The organism is Serratia sp. LACPHL-BACT-2024-00286, from assembly GCF_043109535.1.
GTDB lineage: Bacteria > Pseudomonadota > Gammaproteobacteria > Enterobacterales > Enterobacteriaceae > Serratia > Serratia sarumanii.
Window position 1 is genome coordinate 488,883 of the sequence record NZ_JBICNA010000005.1, and the last position, 14,555, is coordinate 503,437.

Here is a 14,555-nt window from a genome sequence, read left to right on the forward strand (position 1 = left end):
TAATTATTGTGATATCGATCGCGGATAAACGGCCGTCAAGCGCTTACATTTAACACAACAAAACAAATTATCACTAAAATTAACAGGAGTGCAGTATGACACACCCAGGGAATTATGCCGTCTGCGTCATTGGGCTGGGCGCGATGGGCATGGGCGCGGCGCGCTCGTGCCTCCGCGCCGGATTGACCACCTACGGGGCGGACCTGAATCCGCAGGCGCTGGCGGCGCTGCAACAGGCCGGCGCAAAACACGCGTCTACCAGCGCGCGCGACTTCGCCGCCGAACTGGACGCCGTGCTGCTGCTGGTGGTGAACGCCGCCCAGGTGAAGCAGATCCTGTTCGGCGAACAAGGCCTGGCGCCAAAGCTCAAGCCGGGCACCGCGGTGATGGTCTCTTCGACCATTTCCGCCGATGACGCCAAACAGATCGAGCAACGGCTGCTGGACTACGGGCTGCCGATGCTGGATGCGCCGGTTTCCGGCGGAGCGGCCAAGGCGGAGGAAGGCCAGATGACGGTGATGGCCGCCGGCGCCGACGCCACCTTCGAGCGCCTGCAACCCGTGCTGGACGCCATCGCCGGCAAGGTTTACCGCATCGGCGAGGCGATCGGCCTGGGCGCGACGGTTAAAATCATCCACCAGCTGTTGGCCGGGGTGCACATCGCCGCCGGAGCGGAAGCCATGGCGCTGGCCGCCCGCGCCGGCATCCCGCTGGACGTGATGTACGACGTGGTCACCCACGCCGCCGGCAACTCCTGGATGTTCGAAAATCGCATGCGCCACGTGGTCGACGGCGACTATGCGCCCAAATCGGCGGTGGATATCTTCGTCAAGGATCTGGGGCTGGTGGCCGATACCGCCAAGGCGCTGCACTTCCCGCTGCCGCTGGCCTCCACCGCCTTCACCATGTTTACCGCCGCCAGCAACGCCGGTTACGGTAAAGAAGACGACAGTGCGGTAATCAAAATCTTTGCCGGCATCGATTTGCCGCAGAAAAAGGAGGCAATCTGATGCTGCTCGGCGTAATCGCGGATGATTTTACCGGCGCGACCGATATCGCCAGTTTTCTGGTGCAAAACGGCCTGCCGACGGTGCAGTTGAACGGCGTGCCGCAAGACGAAACGCCGGTCAGCGCGCAGGCGGCGGTCATCAGCCTGAAATCGCGCTCCTGCCCGGCAGAGCAGGCGGTCGAACTGTCGTTGCAGGCGCTGGCCTGGCTGCAAAAACAGGGCTGCCGCCAGTTCTACTTCAAATACTGCTCCACTTTCGACAGCACCGCGCAGGGCAATATCGGCCCGGTGACCGACGCCCTGCTCGCCGCGCTGGGGGAAAGTTTCACTGTGGTATCTCCGGCGTTGCCGATAAACGGCCGCACGGTCTATCAGGGCCACCTGTTCGTCGGGGAACAGCTGCTGTCCGAATCCGGCATGCGTCATCACCCGGTCACGCCGATGACCGACAGCAACCTGCTGCGCCTGATGGAATCCCAGGCCACCGGGCGCTGCGGGCTGGTGACGGCGGCGGAAATGGATCGCGGCGCCGGGGCGGTCAGCGAGAAACTGCGGCAATTGGCGCAGGAAGGCGTGCGCTACGCGGTGCTGGATACGCTCAACGAACGGCATCTGCTCAGCCAGGGCGAAGCGTTGAAAACGATGAAGCTGGTGACCGGCGGTTCGGGCCTCGCGATCGGCCTGGCGCGGCAGTGGGCGCAGAACGGCGAGCGTTCGGCAGAGGCGGCCGGCGCGCCGCAGGGCGAGAAAGCGGCGGTGCTGTCCGGTTCTTGCTCCGTCATGACTAACCGGCAGGTGGCGCACTACCGCGAACGCGCGGCGGCGCAGGCCATCGATATCGGCCGCTGTCTCGATCCGCAGGCGCGCGCCGCCTACGCCGCCGAGCTGGCGCATTGGGCGCAGCGTCACGCCGGGGAGGCGCTTGCCCCGCTGATCTACGCCACCGCAGCGCCGGAAGCGCTGCAGCAAACGCAACGGCAGTACGGTAGCGCCGCCAGCGAGGCGGTGGAGGCGTTGTTCGCCGAGCTGGTAGTGCAACTGCGCCAGTTGGGATTCAGCCGCTTTATCGTCGCCGGCGGCGAAACCTCCGGCGTGGTCACGCAGGCGCTGGGCATTCGCGGCTTCCATATCGGCCCCAGCATTTCCCCCGGCGTTCCCTGGGTGCGCGCCAGCGATCGGGCCATTTCCCTGGCATTGAAATCAGGCAATTTTGGCGATGAAGCCTTCTTCACGCGCGCGCAAACGGAGTTTCCAGTATGACCACGACCATCGAACAGCAGGCACGAGAAGAGATGGTGCGCCTGGGCGCCTCGTTTTTCCAACGCGGTTACGCCACCGGCTCAGCCGGCAACCTCTCGCTGTTGCTGCCGGACGGCGCGCTGCTGGCGACGCCGACCGGCTCCTGTCTCGGCGAGCTGCAGGCCGACCGCCTGTCTAAAGTGAGCCTGAACGGCGACTGGCTGTCCGGCGACAAGCCGTCGAAAGAGATCAGCTTTCACCGCGCGCTGTATCTGAACAACCCGGAATGCAAAGCGGTGGTGCACCTGCATTGCACCTACCTCACGGCGCTCTCTTGCCTGCAGGGGCTGGACGTCGACAACGCCATCAAACCGTTCACCCCCTATGTGGTGATGCGCGTCGGCAAAGTGCCGGTGGTGCCCTACTATCGCCCCGGTGACGAAAGGCTGGCGCAGGATCTGGCCCGCCTGGCGCCCACCCACCGCGCCTTTTTGCTGGCCAACCACGGGCCGGTGGTGACGGGTAAAGACCTGCGAGCGGCGGCGGACAATACCGAAGAGATGGAAGATGCGGCGCGGCTGATCTTCACCCTCGGCGATCGTCCGATCCGCTATTTGACCGATGATGAAATTGCCGAATTACGGAGCTGACCCATGCCTAAATTTGCCGCCAATTTATCGATGATGTTTAACGAAGTGCCGTTCCTCGAGCGCTTCGCCGCCGCTGCCGAACAAGGCTTCAACGCGGTGGAGTTCCTATTTCCTTACGAGCATCCCGCCGAGCTGTTGGCGGAAAAACTGCGCGAACACGGCCTGCAACAGGTGCTGTTCAACACCGCGCCCGGCGATGTCGGCGCCGGCGAATGGGGGCTGGCGGCGCTGCCGGGCCGCGAGCAGGATGCGCGCGCCGATATCGATCGCGCGCTGGCCTACGCCATCGCCCTCGCCTGCCCCTGCGTGCACCTGATGGCCGGCGTGGTGCCCGCGGGCGCGGACCGGCAGCGTTATCTCGACACCTTTATCGCCAATGCGCGCTATGCCGCCGACGCCTTCGCCCCGCACGGCGTCAAGGTGCTGATCGAAGCGCTCAGCCCACCGGTCAAGCCCGACTACCTGTTCGCCAGTCAACATCAGGCGGCGGAGGCAGTGGCGGCTATCGAGAGACCGAACGTGTTCATTCAGTTCGACTTTTTCCACGCGCAGTTAGTGGACGGCAATATCAGCGGGCTGCTGGAAACGCTGGCCGGGCGCTACGCGCATATCCAGATAGCCTCGGTGCCGGATCGCCATGAGCCGGATGACGGCGAACTGAATTACCCGTGGCTGTTCGACAGGCTGGATGCGCTCGGTTATCAAGGCTGGGTAGGTTGCGAATACCGGCCGCGCGGCGACACCGCCGCCGGGCTCGGCTGGCTGAAACCTTACCGCTAACGCCGCCGCCGACACCAGGAAATCGATTTTATAACAATGAAACGCACCCGTATCGCCACGCGGCGATCGCGGTGCCCAACGCTTACCCAACGAAAGGCTTTTTTCATGTCTACCTCTCTGCTGTTGCTGATTGCCGTACTCGGCGTGGTGCTGCTGTTATTGATGGTCATCAAGGCGAAGGTGCAACCCTTTGTCGCGCTGTTGGTGGTCAGTTTGCTGGTGGCGTTGGCCAGCGGCATTCCGACCGGTGAAGTGATGAAAGTGATGACCGCCGGGATGGGCGGCGTGCTCGGCTCGGTGACCATCATCATCGGCCTGGGGGCGATGCTTGGCCGCATGATCGAACACTCGGGCGGCGCCGAGTCGCTGGCGCAGCGCTTCAGCCAGGGGCTGGGGCCGAAACGCACCGTCGCCGCGCTGACCCTCGCCGCGTTTATCCTCGGCATTCCGGTGTTCTTCGACGTCGGCTTTATCATTCTGGCGCCGATTATCTACGGCTTCGCCAAGGTCGCCAAAGTGTCGCCGCTGAAGTTCGGCCTGCCGATGGCCGGCGTGATGTTGACGGTTCACGTCGCGCTGCCGCCGCACCCCGGCCCGGTGGCCGCCGCCGGTTTGCTCAACGCCGACATCGGTTGGCTGACTATCATCGGCCTCGCGATCTGTATTCCGGTCGGCGCGATCGGCTATTTCGCCGCCAACTACCTCAACCGAAAAACCTATCCGTTATCGATAGAGGTGCTGGAACAGCTGCAGCTGGCGGCGCCGGAACCGCGTCCGGAAGGGCAAGCGCCGCTCAGCGATCGCATCAACCCGCCCGGCGCCGGCCTGGTGGCGGCGCTGATCGTCATCCCGATCGCCATCATCATGCTCGGTACCGTCTCCGCCACGCTGTTGCCTGCCGGCTCGGCGCTGCGCGATACGCTGTCGCTGCTGGGCTCGCCGGCGGTGGCGCTGATGATCGCCCTGCTGCTGGCCTTCTATTTCCTGGCGCTGCGCCGCGGCTGGAGCCTGCAACACGCCAGCGACGTGATGGGCGCTGCGCTGCCGACCGCTGCGGTGGTGATCCTGGTGACCGGCGCGGGCGGCGTGTTCGGCAAGGTGCTGGTGGAATCCGGCGTCGGCAAGGCGCTGGCGGAGGTGCTGACGGCCATCGGCCTGCCGCTGGTGCCCGCCGCCTTTATCATTTCGCTGGCGCTGCGCGCTTCGCAGGGATCCGCCACCGTGGCGATCCTGACCACCGGCGGCCTGTTGTCGGAGGCGGTCAGCGGCTTGAATCAGCTGCAGCTGGTGCTGGTGACGCTGGCCACCTGTTTCGGCGGGCTGGGGCTTTCCCACGTCAACGACTCCGGTTTTTGGATCGTCACGCGCTATCTGGGGCTGTCGGTGGCCGACGGCCTGAAAACCTGGACGGTGCTGACCACCCTGCTCGGCCTGAGCGGCTTTCTGTTCACCTGGCTGTTGTGGCTCGCGGTGTGATTTCTCTGGCATACTGAACGCCGTTGTTTTTCATCGCCTTTCACCCTGTGCAGGAGCAGCAACATGACCGTAATCAACACCGCGCCAACGCTTGTCACCGAACGCCTGCGGCTGGACGCGCACAGGCTGGACGACTTCGAGTCGCTGGCCGCCTTGTGGGCCGATCCGCTGGTGGTACGCTATATCGGCGGCACGCCGCGCGACCGGGAAGACTCCTGGGGGCGCCTGATGCGCTACGCCGGCCACTGGGCGCTGTTGGGGTATGGAAATTGGGCGGTGCGTGACAAACAGAACGGCGAGTACCTCGGCAGCATCGGCTTCTTCGACGGCCTGCGCGATATCACCCCGGCGCTCGACGCGCCGGAGATGGGCTGGACGCTGGTGAGTTCGGCGCACGGCAAAGGCTACGCCACCGAGGCACTGCGGGCGGCGCTGGCCTGGGGTAAAACGCACCTGCCGGGGGAGAAAACCGTCTGCATCATCTCGCCGGAAAACCAGGCTTCGCTGGCGCTGGCGAAAAAAGTCGGCTTTAGCGAAAGCCGCCGCAGCGAGTATCACCAGAGCCCGATCGTCGTGATGCATTGCCCGCTCTAAAACCTAACCGCGTTGCATCGCCAACGCCGTCTGAACAAAGTTGTCCCGCAGCGCGTCGGCGCGCTGCGGGTCCCAGGCGATACCGACCTGCCACTCCGTTTCCTCGCCGCTCAGCGGTAAAATATCGATGCCGGCCGGCGCGATATGCGTGATGCTGTGCGGCAGCAGCGCAACGCCGATGCCGGCGGCGACCAGCGCCAACAGCGTCTGAATATCGCCGGCCTGCTGCACCACGTTAGGCGTCAAGCGGTGAGCGGCGATAAACCGCAGCGACTGATCGCTCAGCCCGCGCCCGCGCTTCGGAGTCAACTGCAACAGCGGCAGCTGATTGAAACGCGCCATCAGATCGTCGGCGCGCAGCGCCAGCGCGCCCGGCGCGGCCAGCACCAACCGGTCACTCAGCATTGCCACGCCGCACAGCGGCGTATTGACCGGCAAACGCACGAACCCCGCCTGCAACTCCCCCTGTAACAGCAACTGATACTGCCGCTCCGACGGGATGTCCTCCAGGCCGATCGCCACCTCGGGAAACCGTTGGCGAAAAGCCGCCACCAGCTGCGGCGCCAGATGAAAGCTGGAGAGGCCAAATCCCAGCGCCAGCCGCCCCGCTTCCCCGAGCGCCACCCGCCGGGCGCGCCGCTGAAACTGCAGGTACTGTTCCACCAGCGCCTGCGCCTCCGGGTAGAGCCGCTGCCCGCCGGCGGTGAGCACCGCGCCCTGTCGGCCACGCTCGAACAATCGAACGCCGAGCTGGGTTTCCAGCGCCTGAATCTGCTTGCTCAGCGCCGGCTGGCTGATGCACAGCCGGCTCGCCGCCTGTCGATAGTTGCCCTGCTCGGCCAGCGCCACCAAGGCGCGCAGTTGTTTTATGTCCATTCCATCAGGTTATCAAATAGGGAATTTAATTGATTATACAGTAATCAATCCACCTGCTGTAATCAACGCAGACCCTAACCGGAGAGACACCATGACCATCTCATTGCGCGCCGCCACGGTGCAGTTCCAGCATCGCGCCAGCGATAAGAATTACAACCTGTCGATCATTGAGCGCTTTATCGCTCAGGCGGCCGAGCAGCAGGTACAGCTGCTGGCCTTCCCGGAAATGTGCATCACCGGCTATTGGCACGTGCGCCATCTGTCCGACGCCGAAGTGCGGGCGCTGGCGGAACCGATCGCCGCCAGCCCTTCGCTGGCGCGCATTCGCCCGCTGGCGGAGCGATACAACATGGCGATCGGCGTCGGGCTGATCGAGCTGGGCGACGACGGCCGTTGCTACAACGCCTACGCCGTATGCCTGCCGGACGGCGCGCTGCATGTGCACCGTAAACTGCACGCCTTCGAACACCCGGCTATCGCCAGCGGCGATCGCTATACCGTATTCGACACCCCCTGGGGCGTGCGCGTGGGCGTATTGATCTGCTGGGACAATAATCTGGTGGAGAATGTGCGCGCAACGGCGCTGCTGGGCGCGGAGGTGTTGATGGCCCCGCACCAGACCGGCGGCACCCATTCGCGCAGCCCGCACGGCATGAAGCCGATCCCACAGGCGCTGTGGCAGCGGCGGGCGGAAGATCCGCAGGCGATAGAAGCCGCCTTTCGCGGCGAACACGGCCGCGGCTGGCTGATGCGTTGGCTGCCCTCGCGCGCTCACGACAACGGGCTGTTTTTGCTGTTCAGCAACGGCGTGGGCCGCGATGACGATGAGGTACGCACCGGCAATGCGATGATCCTCGATCCCTACGGCCGCATCGTGGCGGAGACCTGGGCGGCGGAAGACCGGATGGTCAGCGCCGATCTCGATCTGACGCTGATCCCGCTCAGCACCGGCCGCCGCTGGATTTACGGACGCCGCCCCGAGCTGTACGGTTTACTGACCGAACCGCAAGGCTATGAGCGCGATGCCCGCAGCGCACGCTTTTCGACGCAGCCGACGGGGCGCGGCGGCCACTGACAGATAAAAAAAATCCGCCCGAAGGCGGATTTTTTATCCGCGCGGCAACCTGTGCCGCGCATTCACGCCCGCAGGCATGAAGAAATCTTAGAAGCGGTAGCCTACGCCAACGTTCCAGCTGCCAACGTCCACGCTGCGGATGCGGCTCTGCTCGTAGCCAACGTCCAGGGCAACGTTTTCGATTGGGTTGAACTGAAGACCGGCACCGTAGGTGAAGCCGTAGTCGCTGTTGCCACCTTTGTTACCACCAGCCTGGGCGTTGTCGATGTTTTTGCCGTAGCCAACACCGATCACACCGTAGATGCTCGCCCAGTCGTTGAAGCGGTAAGCTGGACCTGCGGTGATGGAATCGTACTGAGATTTCTTGTAGAAACCGTTTTCAGAACGATTTTTTTCCAGGTGGGTGAAGGAGCCGATCACACCCAGTGGGTTGTTGTCGAACTCGTAACGGTATTTCAGGTTGAAACCGTCGGCCTTGTTAGCAACGCCTTGGAGATCACCCTGCGCATAGCCAGCGGATACGGTGCTCTGACCAGCGAATGCGGTACCTGCGCTAACTGCTAATACGCAAGCTGCTACTGCGGAAAGACATGCAATTTTTTTCATAACCACCTCAAACGCGTTTTATTATTAAGTACATCCATTTGTTCATGCTTTGAAAATATAACAAAAATTAGCGTGAAACTCTGCCTTGAAATGAGTGTCTAAAGCTTTATATCGTGTAACAGAAGATTTCAAGAACAGTGTATCTGCTTCTTTTCGCTCTATTTTCGGCCGTATTCTACGGCTTTCTGTGACAAAAATCACCAATTTAATATCCAGATAATTCTTAAGAAAAGCGCACTTTTTGACCAAATTCGCCACATCTCATCCGAGGATCGGCGGATTTCACCGCGATGCGCGCTTTTCTCAGACAGATTTTCGCCATTTCATTTACACTGCTCGCATCCCCGTTTCGACCGTTTTCTCAAGGCTGAGGAACGGCGCAAAAAAGGCTCGTTAAGGATGTCGTTATCTACTTCCGGCAGAGCGCCCTCCGCGCTGCTGCCCATCTGTCTGTTAATCATCGCCATGGTGTCTATCCAGAGCGGCGCCTCGTTGGCCAAAAGCCTGTTCCCGATCGTGGGCGCCGAAGGCATTACGACGCTGCGCCTTTTCATCGGCACCCTAATTCTGTTCATTATCTTCCGCCCGTGGCGTATGCGCATCGTCGCCGGCAGCCGCTTGCCGCTGCTGATTTACGGCCTGTCGCTCGGCGCGATGAACTACCTGTTCTACCTGTCGCTGCGCACCGTGCCGCTCGGCATCGCCGTGGCGCTGGAGTTTACCGGCCCGTTGGCGGTGGCCATGTTCTCGTCGCGCCGGCCGATCGACTTTCTTTGGGTGGCGCTGGCGATCGCCGGGTTGTGGTTCCTGTTGCCGCTCGGCCACGGCGTGGGCGGGATCGATCCGTTCGGTGCCGCCTGTGCGCTCGGCGCCGGCGCCTGCTGGGCGGTCTATATCATCTTCGGCCAGAAGGCCGGCGGCGATCACGGCCCCGGTACGGTGGCGCTCGGCTCCTTGATCGCCGCGCTGGTGTTCTGCCCGATCGGCGCCTGGCAAACCGGCAGCGTGCTGTTCAACCTCGATATTCTGCCGGTGGCGCTGGCGGTGGCGATCCTCTCCACCGCGCTGCCATATTCGCTGGAGATCATCGCGCTGCCCAAAATTCCGGCGCGCACCTTCGGCACCTTAATGAGCCTCGAACCGGCGATGGCGGCGCTGTCCGGCATGCTGTTCCTCGGCGAACGCCTGAGCGGCGTGCAATGGCTGGCGCTGGCGGCGATTATCGCCGCCTCCATGGGCTCCGCCCTGACCATTCGCCCCAAGCCGCGCCTCGAAAGCCTTTCCTGATCGCCTGACTCGCCTGCCGACCGCAACGTCGGAATGCAGGCGGGTTAACTGTTTTCCTCGTGACAAATCGGCATACTTCCCCTTAGCCTGTATCGCAGGCTCTTTGGACTTTCGCTCACATGGAGAATAACAGTGATTCACAACAGCCTGTTCAACCCCCGCTTCGGCCGCGGACTCGCGCCGGCGCTGGTTTCAACCCTGACCGAGTTACGCCGATGCGACCTGCCCGAACTGGCGCTGGGCCATCACCCGATCGACGGCGACAACATCTTTATGGACGTGATGACGCTGACCACCGTGCCGGCGGCGGAAAAGCGCGCCGAAATGCATCAGGAGTACATCGCGCTGCATCTGCTGATCAGCGGCGAAGAACGCATCGAATACGGCCTGGCGGGCGACTGGCACCGCGAACATCCCCACGCGGAAAATAGCGACCTTCTGCTGCTGGACATCAAACGCCACCCGCAAACGCTGCACATGACGCACGGCATGTTCGCGATCTTTTTCCAGATGGAAGCGCACAAAACCGGCTGCCTGTGGCAGCGGCCGCAGCACATCAAGAAAGCGGTGGTGAGGATCCATCACCGCCTGCTGCTGTGAACCTGCGGCAGCGTCCGTAGAAAATCGGCAGCCTGGCGGGGAGAGCGCAAGCGCTTGAAACGGCGCCCTGCATCGGTACGGGCCATCTCCGCCAGGTATTTTCGCCGGTTCTTCGAGTAAGTGCGGATCGTCCACAGCACGATCGACTCGCGGCTGAAGAAAGAACGGCGGAAACTTTCCCGATTGCCGGTGCCCGGCCACAGCTCGCGTTTGCTGGCCGCGCGCCGGCACGCGCGGCGCACGGCCTGCCACAGCGTGCGGCAGAAGCCGTAGTCCAGCCACAGGATATAATCGACCTCGCGCCACTTGATCGCCTGCGTGCGGCTGTAGTTGCCGTCCAGCACCCAGCCTCCTCCCGCTTCGGCCAGCGTCTGCTCAAGCCGCGCCAGGAACGCGTCATCGGGCGTCCCCTGCCACTCGGGCCGCCAATAGAGCCTGTCCATCTCGATATAGGGAACGTCAAGCCGTTCCGCCAATTGACGCGCCAGGGTGCTTTTACCGCTGCCGCTGGTGCCGACGACGTTAATTTTCATCATTCGCCAATAAAGACCGGGGTTAATTCCCTTACTTTATCCGCATCAATTACGGCTATCAATCTGAATAGGCTTGAAATTAACACCCCGATAACAAAGCAAATATTTAGCCGAACCCGCATGCCGGCAGAAAATAAAATAACAGGGGTAAATCTTCACTGACATAAATAATACATTAAATTGAAATAACAATAACTTTCATAAAGTTACACAAAAACAAAAAACAAATAAAAATAGTGCCATTCGGCCATTCCTATTTGTGCAATAGCCATTTTCGTGCGGCAAAAATAAATACCCCTGCTATAATTGATCCCGTAACGAAATAGGACAACGACTAATCAAGAGGATATCTGATATGAGTACCGCTAAACTGGTGAAAACGAAATCTTCTGATCTGCTGTATACCCGTAACGATCTGGACGAAAAAGTCAAACTGGCCGCCATCAAGGCGCTGAACCATCAGGTCGTGCAATTCATCGATCTTTCGTTGATCACCAAGCAGGCGCACTGGAATATGCGCGGCGCAAACTTCATCGCGGTCCATGAAATGCTGGACGGCTTCCGCACCGCCATCATCGAGCATCAGGACACCTTCGCCGAACGCGTGGTGCAACTGGGCGGCGTGGCGCTGGGCACCGTACAGGTGGTTAACGATCGCACGCCGCTGAAAAGCTATCCGACCAATATCCACAGCGTGCAAGAGCACCTGAAAGCGCTGGCCGATCGCTACGGCGCGGTCGCGAATGACATCCGTAAAGCCATTACCGAAGTGGAAGACGAAGATACCGCTGACATGTTCACCGCCGCCTCGCGCGATCTGGACAAGTTCCTGTGGTTCATCGAATCCAACATCGAATAACGCTAAAAAGTTGCAGAGCGCCCGTCGTTCCGGGCAGAACAGGCTGGGCTTCGCCCGGCCTGTTTTCTTTTGCGCGGCCGTTGCATTGTACAAAAAACGGCCCATATTAAACGGTAAGGTTCCTTTGTCAGGAGGTAACGATGGCCAGCGGCTGGGCGGCGGACGGCGCCGTACAAGATCAGATTGATTCCACCGTCGACGATGCGGTGCAGCGCGCGCGTGAAGCGCTCGGGCACGGCGAGAGCGAGCGCTATTGCCTGGAATGCGGAGAGCCGATCCCCGAGGCGCGCCGCAAGGCGTTAACCGGCGTGCGTTTTTGCCTCGCCTGCCAGACCGAACAAGACAAAAAACACGCGGCCGCCAGCCTGTATAACCGGCGCGGCAGCAAAGACAGCCAGTTGCGCTAGCATTATCTGCCCCCCTTTTCGCCGCTCGCGGCTCCGCTTGCACCGTCAGTGCATCATGAAAGTTAGAGTTAGTTATCAATATTGAAGCAAAAACGTTAAAGAACGGTTGTTTCACAGCCAAAGTTTGGTTAATGATAGCCCCGTGCACCAAGATAATTCTTACGCACCATTTTGGCGCCTCACCTTGGTGCATAACCATAACAATTCGCCTTTACGGCACAACATCACGCAATAACTCTTTGTTTTTATAGTAGTTGAAAACATGGCACGATTTTTTCATGGCACCAACTGCAATATAAAAAATGGGTAATCCGCAACCTGTACAGGAATTCCTCTCATGAAGTCGATTTTTAAAGTCTCCCTGGCCGCACTCTCTCTGGCCTTTGCCGTAAGTTCCCACGCAGCAGACAAACTGGTGGTCGCCACCGACACCGCTTTCGTTCCTTTTGAGTTCAAACAAGGCGACAAATACGTCGGCTTCGACATCGACCTGTGGGCCGCCGTCGCCAAAGAGCTGAAGCTGGACTACACCCTGAAGCCAATGGACTTCGGCGGCATCATTCCGGCGCTGCAGACCAAAAACGTCGATCTGGCGCTGGCCGGCATCACCATCACCGATGAGCGCAAGAAAGCCATCGACTTCTCCGACGGCTACTACAAGAGCGGCCTGCTGGTGATGGTCAACGCCGACAACAACAGCGTGAAAAGCATCGACGATCTGAACGGCAAAGTGGTGGCGGTGAAGAGCGGCACCGGCTCGGTGGATTACGCCAAGCAGCACATCAAAACCAAGGATCTGCGTCAGTTCCCTAACATCGACAACGCCTACATGGAGCTGGGCACCAAGCGCGCCGATGCGGTGCTGCACGACACGCCAAACATCCTGTACTTCATCAAGACGGCCGGCGCCGGCAAGTTCAAAACCGTAGGCGATTCGCTGGAAGCACAGCAGTATGGCATCGCCTTCCCTAAAGGCAGCGACGAGCTGCGCGAGAAGGTGAACGGCGCGCTGAAGACCCTGCGTGAGAACGGCACCTATAACGAGATCTACAAGAAGTGGTTCGGCACCGAACCTAAGTAAGCTGTGAATTTGGCAAGCTATTAACTTAAGCACAGGGGGGCGCTTACCCCCCCTGAGCTTCGTTGTATCTGATACCCACGTTCGGGATCACCGGGAGAAATATCATGCAGTTCGACTGGAGCGCCATCTGGCCCGCCATTCCTATCTTGTTAGAGGGCGCCAAAATGACCCTGTGGATTTCGGTCCTCGGTCTGATTGGCGGCCTGATCATCGGCCTCGTCGCCGGCTTTGCCCGCACCTACGGCGGTTGGATCGCCAACCACATCGCGTTGGTGTTTATCGAAGTGATCCGCGGCACGCCGATCGTGGTGCAGGTGATGTTCATCTACTTCGCCCTGCCGATGGCGTTCACCGATTTGCGCATCGATCCGTTCACCGCGGCGGTGGTGACCATCATGATCAACTCCGGCGCCTACATTGCGGAAATCACCCGCGGCGCGGTGCTGTCGATTCATAACGGTTTCCGCGAGGCCGGCCTGGCGCTCGGCCTGTCGCGCCGCGAAACCATCCGCTACGTCATTATGCCGCTGGCGCTGCGCCGCATGCTGCCGCCGCTGGGCAACCAGTGGATCATCAGCATCAAAGACACCTCGCTGTTCATCGTGATCGGCGTGGCGGAGCTGACCCGTCAGGGTCAGGAAATTATTGCCGGTAACTTCCGCGCGCTGGAAATCTGGAGCGCCGTGGCGGTTATCTATCTGATTATTACCCTGGTGCTGAGCTTCGTGCTGCGTCGTCTGGAAAGAAGGATGAAAATCCTGTGATTGAATTTAAAAACGTCTCCAAGCATTTTGGCCAAACCCAGGTGCTGCATAACATCGATTTGAAGATCGACAAAGGCGAAGTGGTGGTGATCATCGGGCCGTCCGGCTCCGGCAAATCCACCCTGCTGCGCTGCATCAACAAGCTGGAAGAGGTCACCAGCGGCGATCTGATCGTCGACGGCCTGAAAGCCAACGATCCGAAAGTGGACGATCGGTTGATCCGCCAGGAAGCCGGCATGGTGTTCCAACAGTTCTACCTGTTCCCGCACCTGACGGCGCTGGAAAACGTCGCCTTCGGCCCGATCCGCGTGCGCGGCGCGAAGAAGTCCGATGCGGAAAAGCTGGCGCGCGAGCTGCTGGCCAAGGTCGGTCTGGCGGAGCGTGCCCACCACTACCCGTCCGAACTGTCGGGCGGGCAGCAGCAGCGCGTGGCGATTGCGCGCGCGCTGGCGGTGAAGCCGAAAATGATGCTGTTCGACGAGCCGACCTCCGCGCTCGATCCGGAATTGCGCCACGAAGTGCTGAAGGTGATGCAGGATCTGGCCGAGGAAGGCATGACGATGGTCATCGTCACCCACGAAGTCGGCTTTGCCGAAAAAGTGGCGTCGCGCCTGATCTTTATCGATAAGGGCCGGATTGCCGAAGACGGCAACCCGCACGACCTGATCAACCATCCGCCAAGCCCGCGTCTGCAGGAGTTCCTGCAGCACGTATCCTGA

At 60.9% G+C, this 14,555-nt stretch carries 17 protein-coding genes; 14 read left to right on the forward strand and 3 right to left on the reverse strand.

All coding sequences use genetic code 11. From position 1 onward, the window contains the following. Positions 1 to 95 precede the first annotated feature (95 nt). The 6 genes from ltnD (at position 96) to ACF8MC_RS17970 (ending at position 5,748) form a co-directional block, all read left to right on the forward strand. A complete protein-coding gene (gene ltnD, locus ACF8MC_RS17945; protein ID WP_033646860.1) occupies positions 96 to 1,010 on the forward strand; it encodes an L-threonate dehydrogenase in 915 nt (304 codons plus the stop codon). Further along, a complete protein-coding gene (gene otnK / locus ACF8MC_RS17950) occupies positions 1,010 to 2,269 on the forward strand; it encodes a 3-oxo-tetronate kinase (protein ID WP_080432618.1) in 1,260 nt (419 codons plus the stop codon). The genes ltnD and otnK overlap by 1 nt, the downstream gene beginning before the upstream one ends. Continuing rightward, positions 2,266 to 2,898, forward strand: a complete 633-nt coding sequence (locus ACF8MC_RS17955; protein ID WP_033637668.1) for an aldolase — start codon at positions 2,266 to 2,268, stop codon at positions 2,896 to 2,898. The genes otnK and ACF8MC_RS17955 overlap by 4 nt, the downstream gene beginning before the upstream one ends. A 3-nt stretch (positions 2,899 to 2,901) precedes the next feature. Continuing rightward, positions 2,902 to 3,678, forward strand: coding sequence for a 2-oxo-tetronate isomerase (gene otnI / locus ACF8MC_RS17960; protein WP_164104726.1), 777 nt, complete (start codon positions 2,902 to 2,904; stop codon positions 3,676 to 3,678). A 105-nt stretch (positions 3,679 to 3,783) separates the two neighbouring features. After that, the gene (locus tag ACF8MC_RS17965) at positions 3,784 to 5,154 is read left to right on the forward strand and encodes a GntP family transporter (RefSeq protein WP_033646865.1); all 1,371 of its coding nucleotides are present in this window, start codon (positions 3,784 to 3,786) and stop codon (positions 5,152 to 5,154) included. A 63-nt stretch (positions 5,155 to 5,217) separates the two neighbouring features. Beyond that, a complete protein-coding gene (locus ACF8MC_RS17970; RefSeq protein WP_033646867.1) occupies positions 5,218 to 5,748 on the forward strand; it encodes a GNAT family N-acetyltransferase in 531 nt (176 codons plus the stop codon). A 3-nt stretch (positions 5,749 to 5,751) separates the two neighbouring features. Here the strand turns inward: ACF8MC_RS17970 and ACF8MC_RS17975 are convergent, their stop codons facing one another. Continuing rightward, the gene (locus tag ACF8MC_RS17975) at positions 5,752 to 6,624 is read right to left on the reverse strand and encodes a LysR family transcriptional regulator (protein WP_164104725.1); all 873 of its coding nucleotides are present in this window, start codon (positions 6,622 to 6,624) and stop codon (positions 5,752 to 5,754) included. A gap of 91 nt (positions 6,625 to 6,715) precedes the next feature. Between ACF8MC_RS17975 and ACF8MC_RS17980 the strand changes: the two genes are divergently transcribed. Continuing rightward, a complete protein-coding gene (locus ACF8MC_RS17980) occupies positions 6,716 to 7,699 on the forward strand; it encodes a nitrilase family protein (RefSeq protein WP_047568604.1) in 984 nt (327 codons plus the stop codon). Positions 7,700 to 7,786: 87 nt separating this feature from the next. Here the strand turns inward: ACF8MC_RS17980 and ompX are convergent, their stop codons facing one another. After that, complete coding sequence (ompX, locus tag ACF8MC_RS17985) at positions 7,787 to 8,305, reverse strand: outer membrane protein OmpX (RefSeq protein WP_033637662.1); 519 nt, start codon at positions 8,303 to 8,305, stop codon at positions 7,787 to 7,789. A gap of 399 nt (positions 8,306 to 8,704) precedes the next feature. Here ompX and rhtA point away from each other — a divergent pair, with 399 nt between their 5' ends. Both rhtA and ACF8MC_RS17995 read left to right on the forward strand, forming a co-directional pair. Further along, positions 8,705 to 9,592: a threonine/homoserine exporter RhtA gene (rhtA, locus tag ACF8MC_RS17990; RefSeq protein WP_164104724.1), complete on the forward strand. Its 888-nt coding sequence runs from the start codon at positions 8,705 to 8,707 to the stop codon at positions 9,590 to 9,592. A 132-nt stretch (positions 9,593 to 9,724) separates the two neighbouring features. After that, a complete protein-coding gene (locus tag ACF8MC_RS17995; protein WP_033646871.1) occupies positions 9,725 to 10,192 on the forward strand; it encodes a YhcH/YjgK/YiaL family protein in 468 nt (155 codons plus the stop codon). On the opposite strand, the gene ACF8MC_RS18000 is transcribed toward ACF8MC_RS17995, so the two are convergent. Further along, the gene (locus ACF8MC_RS18000) at positions 10,174 to 10,725 is read right to left on the reverse strand and encodes an AAA family ATPase (protein ID WP_033647478.1); all 552 of its coding nucleotides are present in this window, start codon (positions 10,723 to 10,725) and stop codon (positions 10,174 to 10,176) included. The genes ACF8MC_RS17995 and ACF8MC_RS18000 overlap by 19 nt on opposite strands. A gap of 355 nt (positions 10,726 to 11,080) precedes the next feature. Here ACF8MC_RS18000 and dps point away from each other — a divergent pair, with 355 nt between their 5' ends. The 5 genes from dps (at position 11,081) to glnQ (ending at position 14,555) form a co-directional block, all read left to right on the forward strand. After that, entirely contained in the window at positions 11,081 to 11,584 is a 504-nt protein-coding gene (gene dps, locus ACF8MC_RS18005; protein ID WP_004939215.1) for a DNA starvation/stationary phase protection protein Dps, read from the forward strand. Positions 11,585 to 11,724: 140 nt separating this feature from the next. Next, positions 11,725 to 11,991, forward strand: a complete 267-nt coding sequence (locus ACF8MC_RS18010) for a DksA/TraR family C4-type zinc finger protein (RefSeq protein WP_060443413.1) — start codon at positions 11,725 to 11,727, stop codon at positions 11,989 to 11,991. Between the two features lie 337 nt (positions 11,992 to 12,328). Next, on the forward strand, positions 12,329 to 13,072 hold the full coding sequence (gene glnH, locus ACF8MC_RS18015) for a glutamine ABC transporter substrate-binding protein GlnH (RefSeq protein ID WP_004939223.1): 744 nt from the start codon (positions 12,329 to 12,331) through the stop codon (positions 13,070 to 13,072). A 104-nt stretch (positions 13,073 to 13,176) separates the two neighbouring features. Beyond that, the gene (glnP, locus tag ACF8MC_RS18020) at positions 13,177 to 13,836 is read left to right on the forward strand and encodes a glutamine ABC transporter permease GlnP (RefSeq protein ID WP_004939229.1); all 660 of its coding nucleotides are present in this window, start codon (positions 13,177 to 13,179) and stop codon (positions 13,834 to 13,836) included. Then, positions 13,833 to 14,555 (forward strand): glutamine ABC transporter ATP-binding protein GlnQ, encoded by a 723-nt coding sequence (gene glnQ, locus ACF8MC_RS18025; protein WP_004939230.1) that lies wholly within the window; start codon positions 13,833 to 13,835, stop codon positions 14,553 to 14,555. The genes glnP and glnQ overlap by 4 nt, the downstream gene beginning before the upstream one ends.

Excerpts from the sequence above, each read along its gene's own strand:
- ltnD (WP_033646860.1), top strand. The coding sequence starts at position 96 with ATGACACACCCAGGGAATTATGCCGTCTGCGTCATTGGGCTGGGCGCG.
- otnK (WP_080432618.1), top strand. The coding sequence starts at position 1,010 with ATGCTGCTCGGCGTAATCGCGGATGATTTTACCGGCGCGACCGATATC.
- ACF8MC_RS17955 (WP_033637668.1), top strand. The coding sequence starts at position 2,266 with ATGACCACGACCATCGAACAGCAGGCACGAGAAGAGATGGTGCGCCTG.
- otnI (WP_164104726.1), top strand. The coding sequence starts at position 2,902 with ATGCCTAAATTTGCCGCCAATTTATCGATGATGTTTAACGAAGTGCCG.
- ACF8MC_RS17965 (WP_033646865.1), top strand. The coding sequence starts at position 3,784 with ATGTCTACCTCTCTGCTGTTGCTGATTGCCGTACTCGGCGTGGTGCTG.
- ACF8MC_RS17970 (WP_033646867.1), top strand. The coding sequence starts at position 5,218 with ATGACCGTAATCAACACCGCGCCAACGCTTGTCACCGAACGCCTGCGG.
- ACF8MC_RS17975 (WP_164104725.1), bottom strand. The coding sequence starts at position 6,624 with ATGGACATAAAACAACTGCGCGCCTTGGTGGCGCTGGCCGAGCAGGGC.
- ACF8MC_RS17980 (WP_047568604.1), top strand. The coding sequence starts at position 6,716 with ATGACCATCTCATTGCGCGCCGCCACGGTGCAGTTCCAGCATCGCGCC.
- ompX (WP_033637662.1), bottom strand. The coding sequence starts at position 8,305 with ATGAAAAAAATTGCATGTCTTTCCGCAGTAGCAGCTTGCGTATTAGCA.
- rhtA (WP_164104724.1), top strand. The coding sequence starts at position 8,705 with ATGTCGTTATCTACTTCCGGCAGAGCGCCCTCCGCGCTGCTGCCCATC.
- ACF8MC_RS18000 (WP_033647478.1), bottom strand. The coding sequence starts at position 10,725 with ATGAAAATTAACGTCGTCGGCACCAGCGGCAGCGGTAAAAGCACCCTG.
- dps (WP_004939215.1), top strand. The coding sequence starts at position 11,081 with ATGAGTACCGCTAAACTGGTGAAAACGAAATCTTCTGATCTGCTGTAT.
- ACF8MC_RS18010 (WP_060443413.1), top strand. The coding sequence starts at position 11,725 with ATGGCCAGCGGCTGGGCGGCGGACGGCGCCGTACAAGATCAGATTGAT.
- glnH (WP_004939223.1), top strand. The coding sequence starts at position 12,329 with ATGAAGTCGATTTTTAAAGTCTCCCTGGCCGCACTCTCTCTGGCCTTT.
- glnP (WP_004939229.1), top strand. The coding sequence starts at position 13,177 with ATGCAGTTCGACTGGAGCGCCATCTGGCCCGCCATTCCTATCTTGTTA.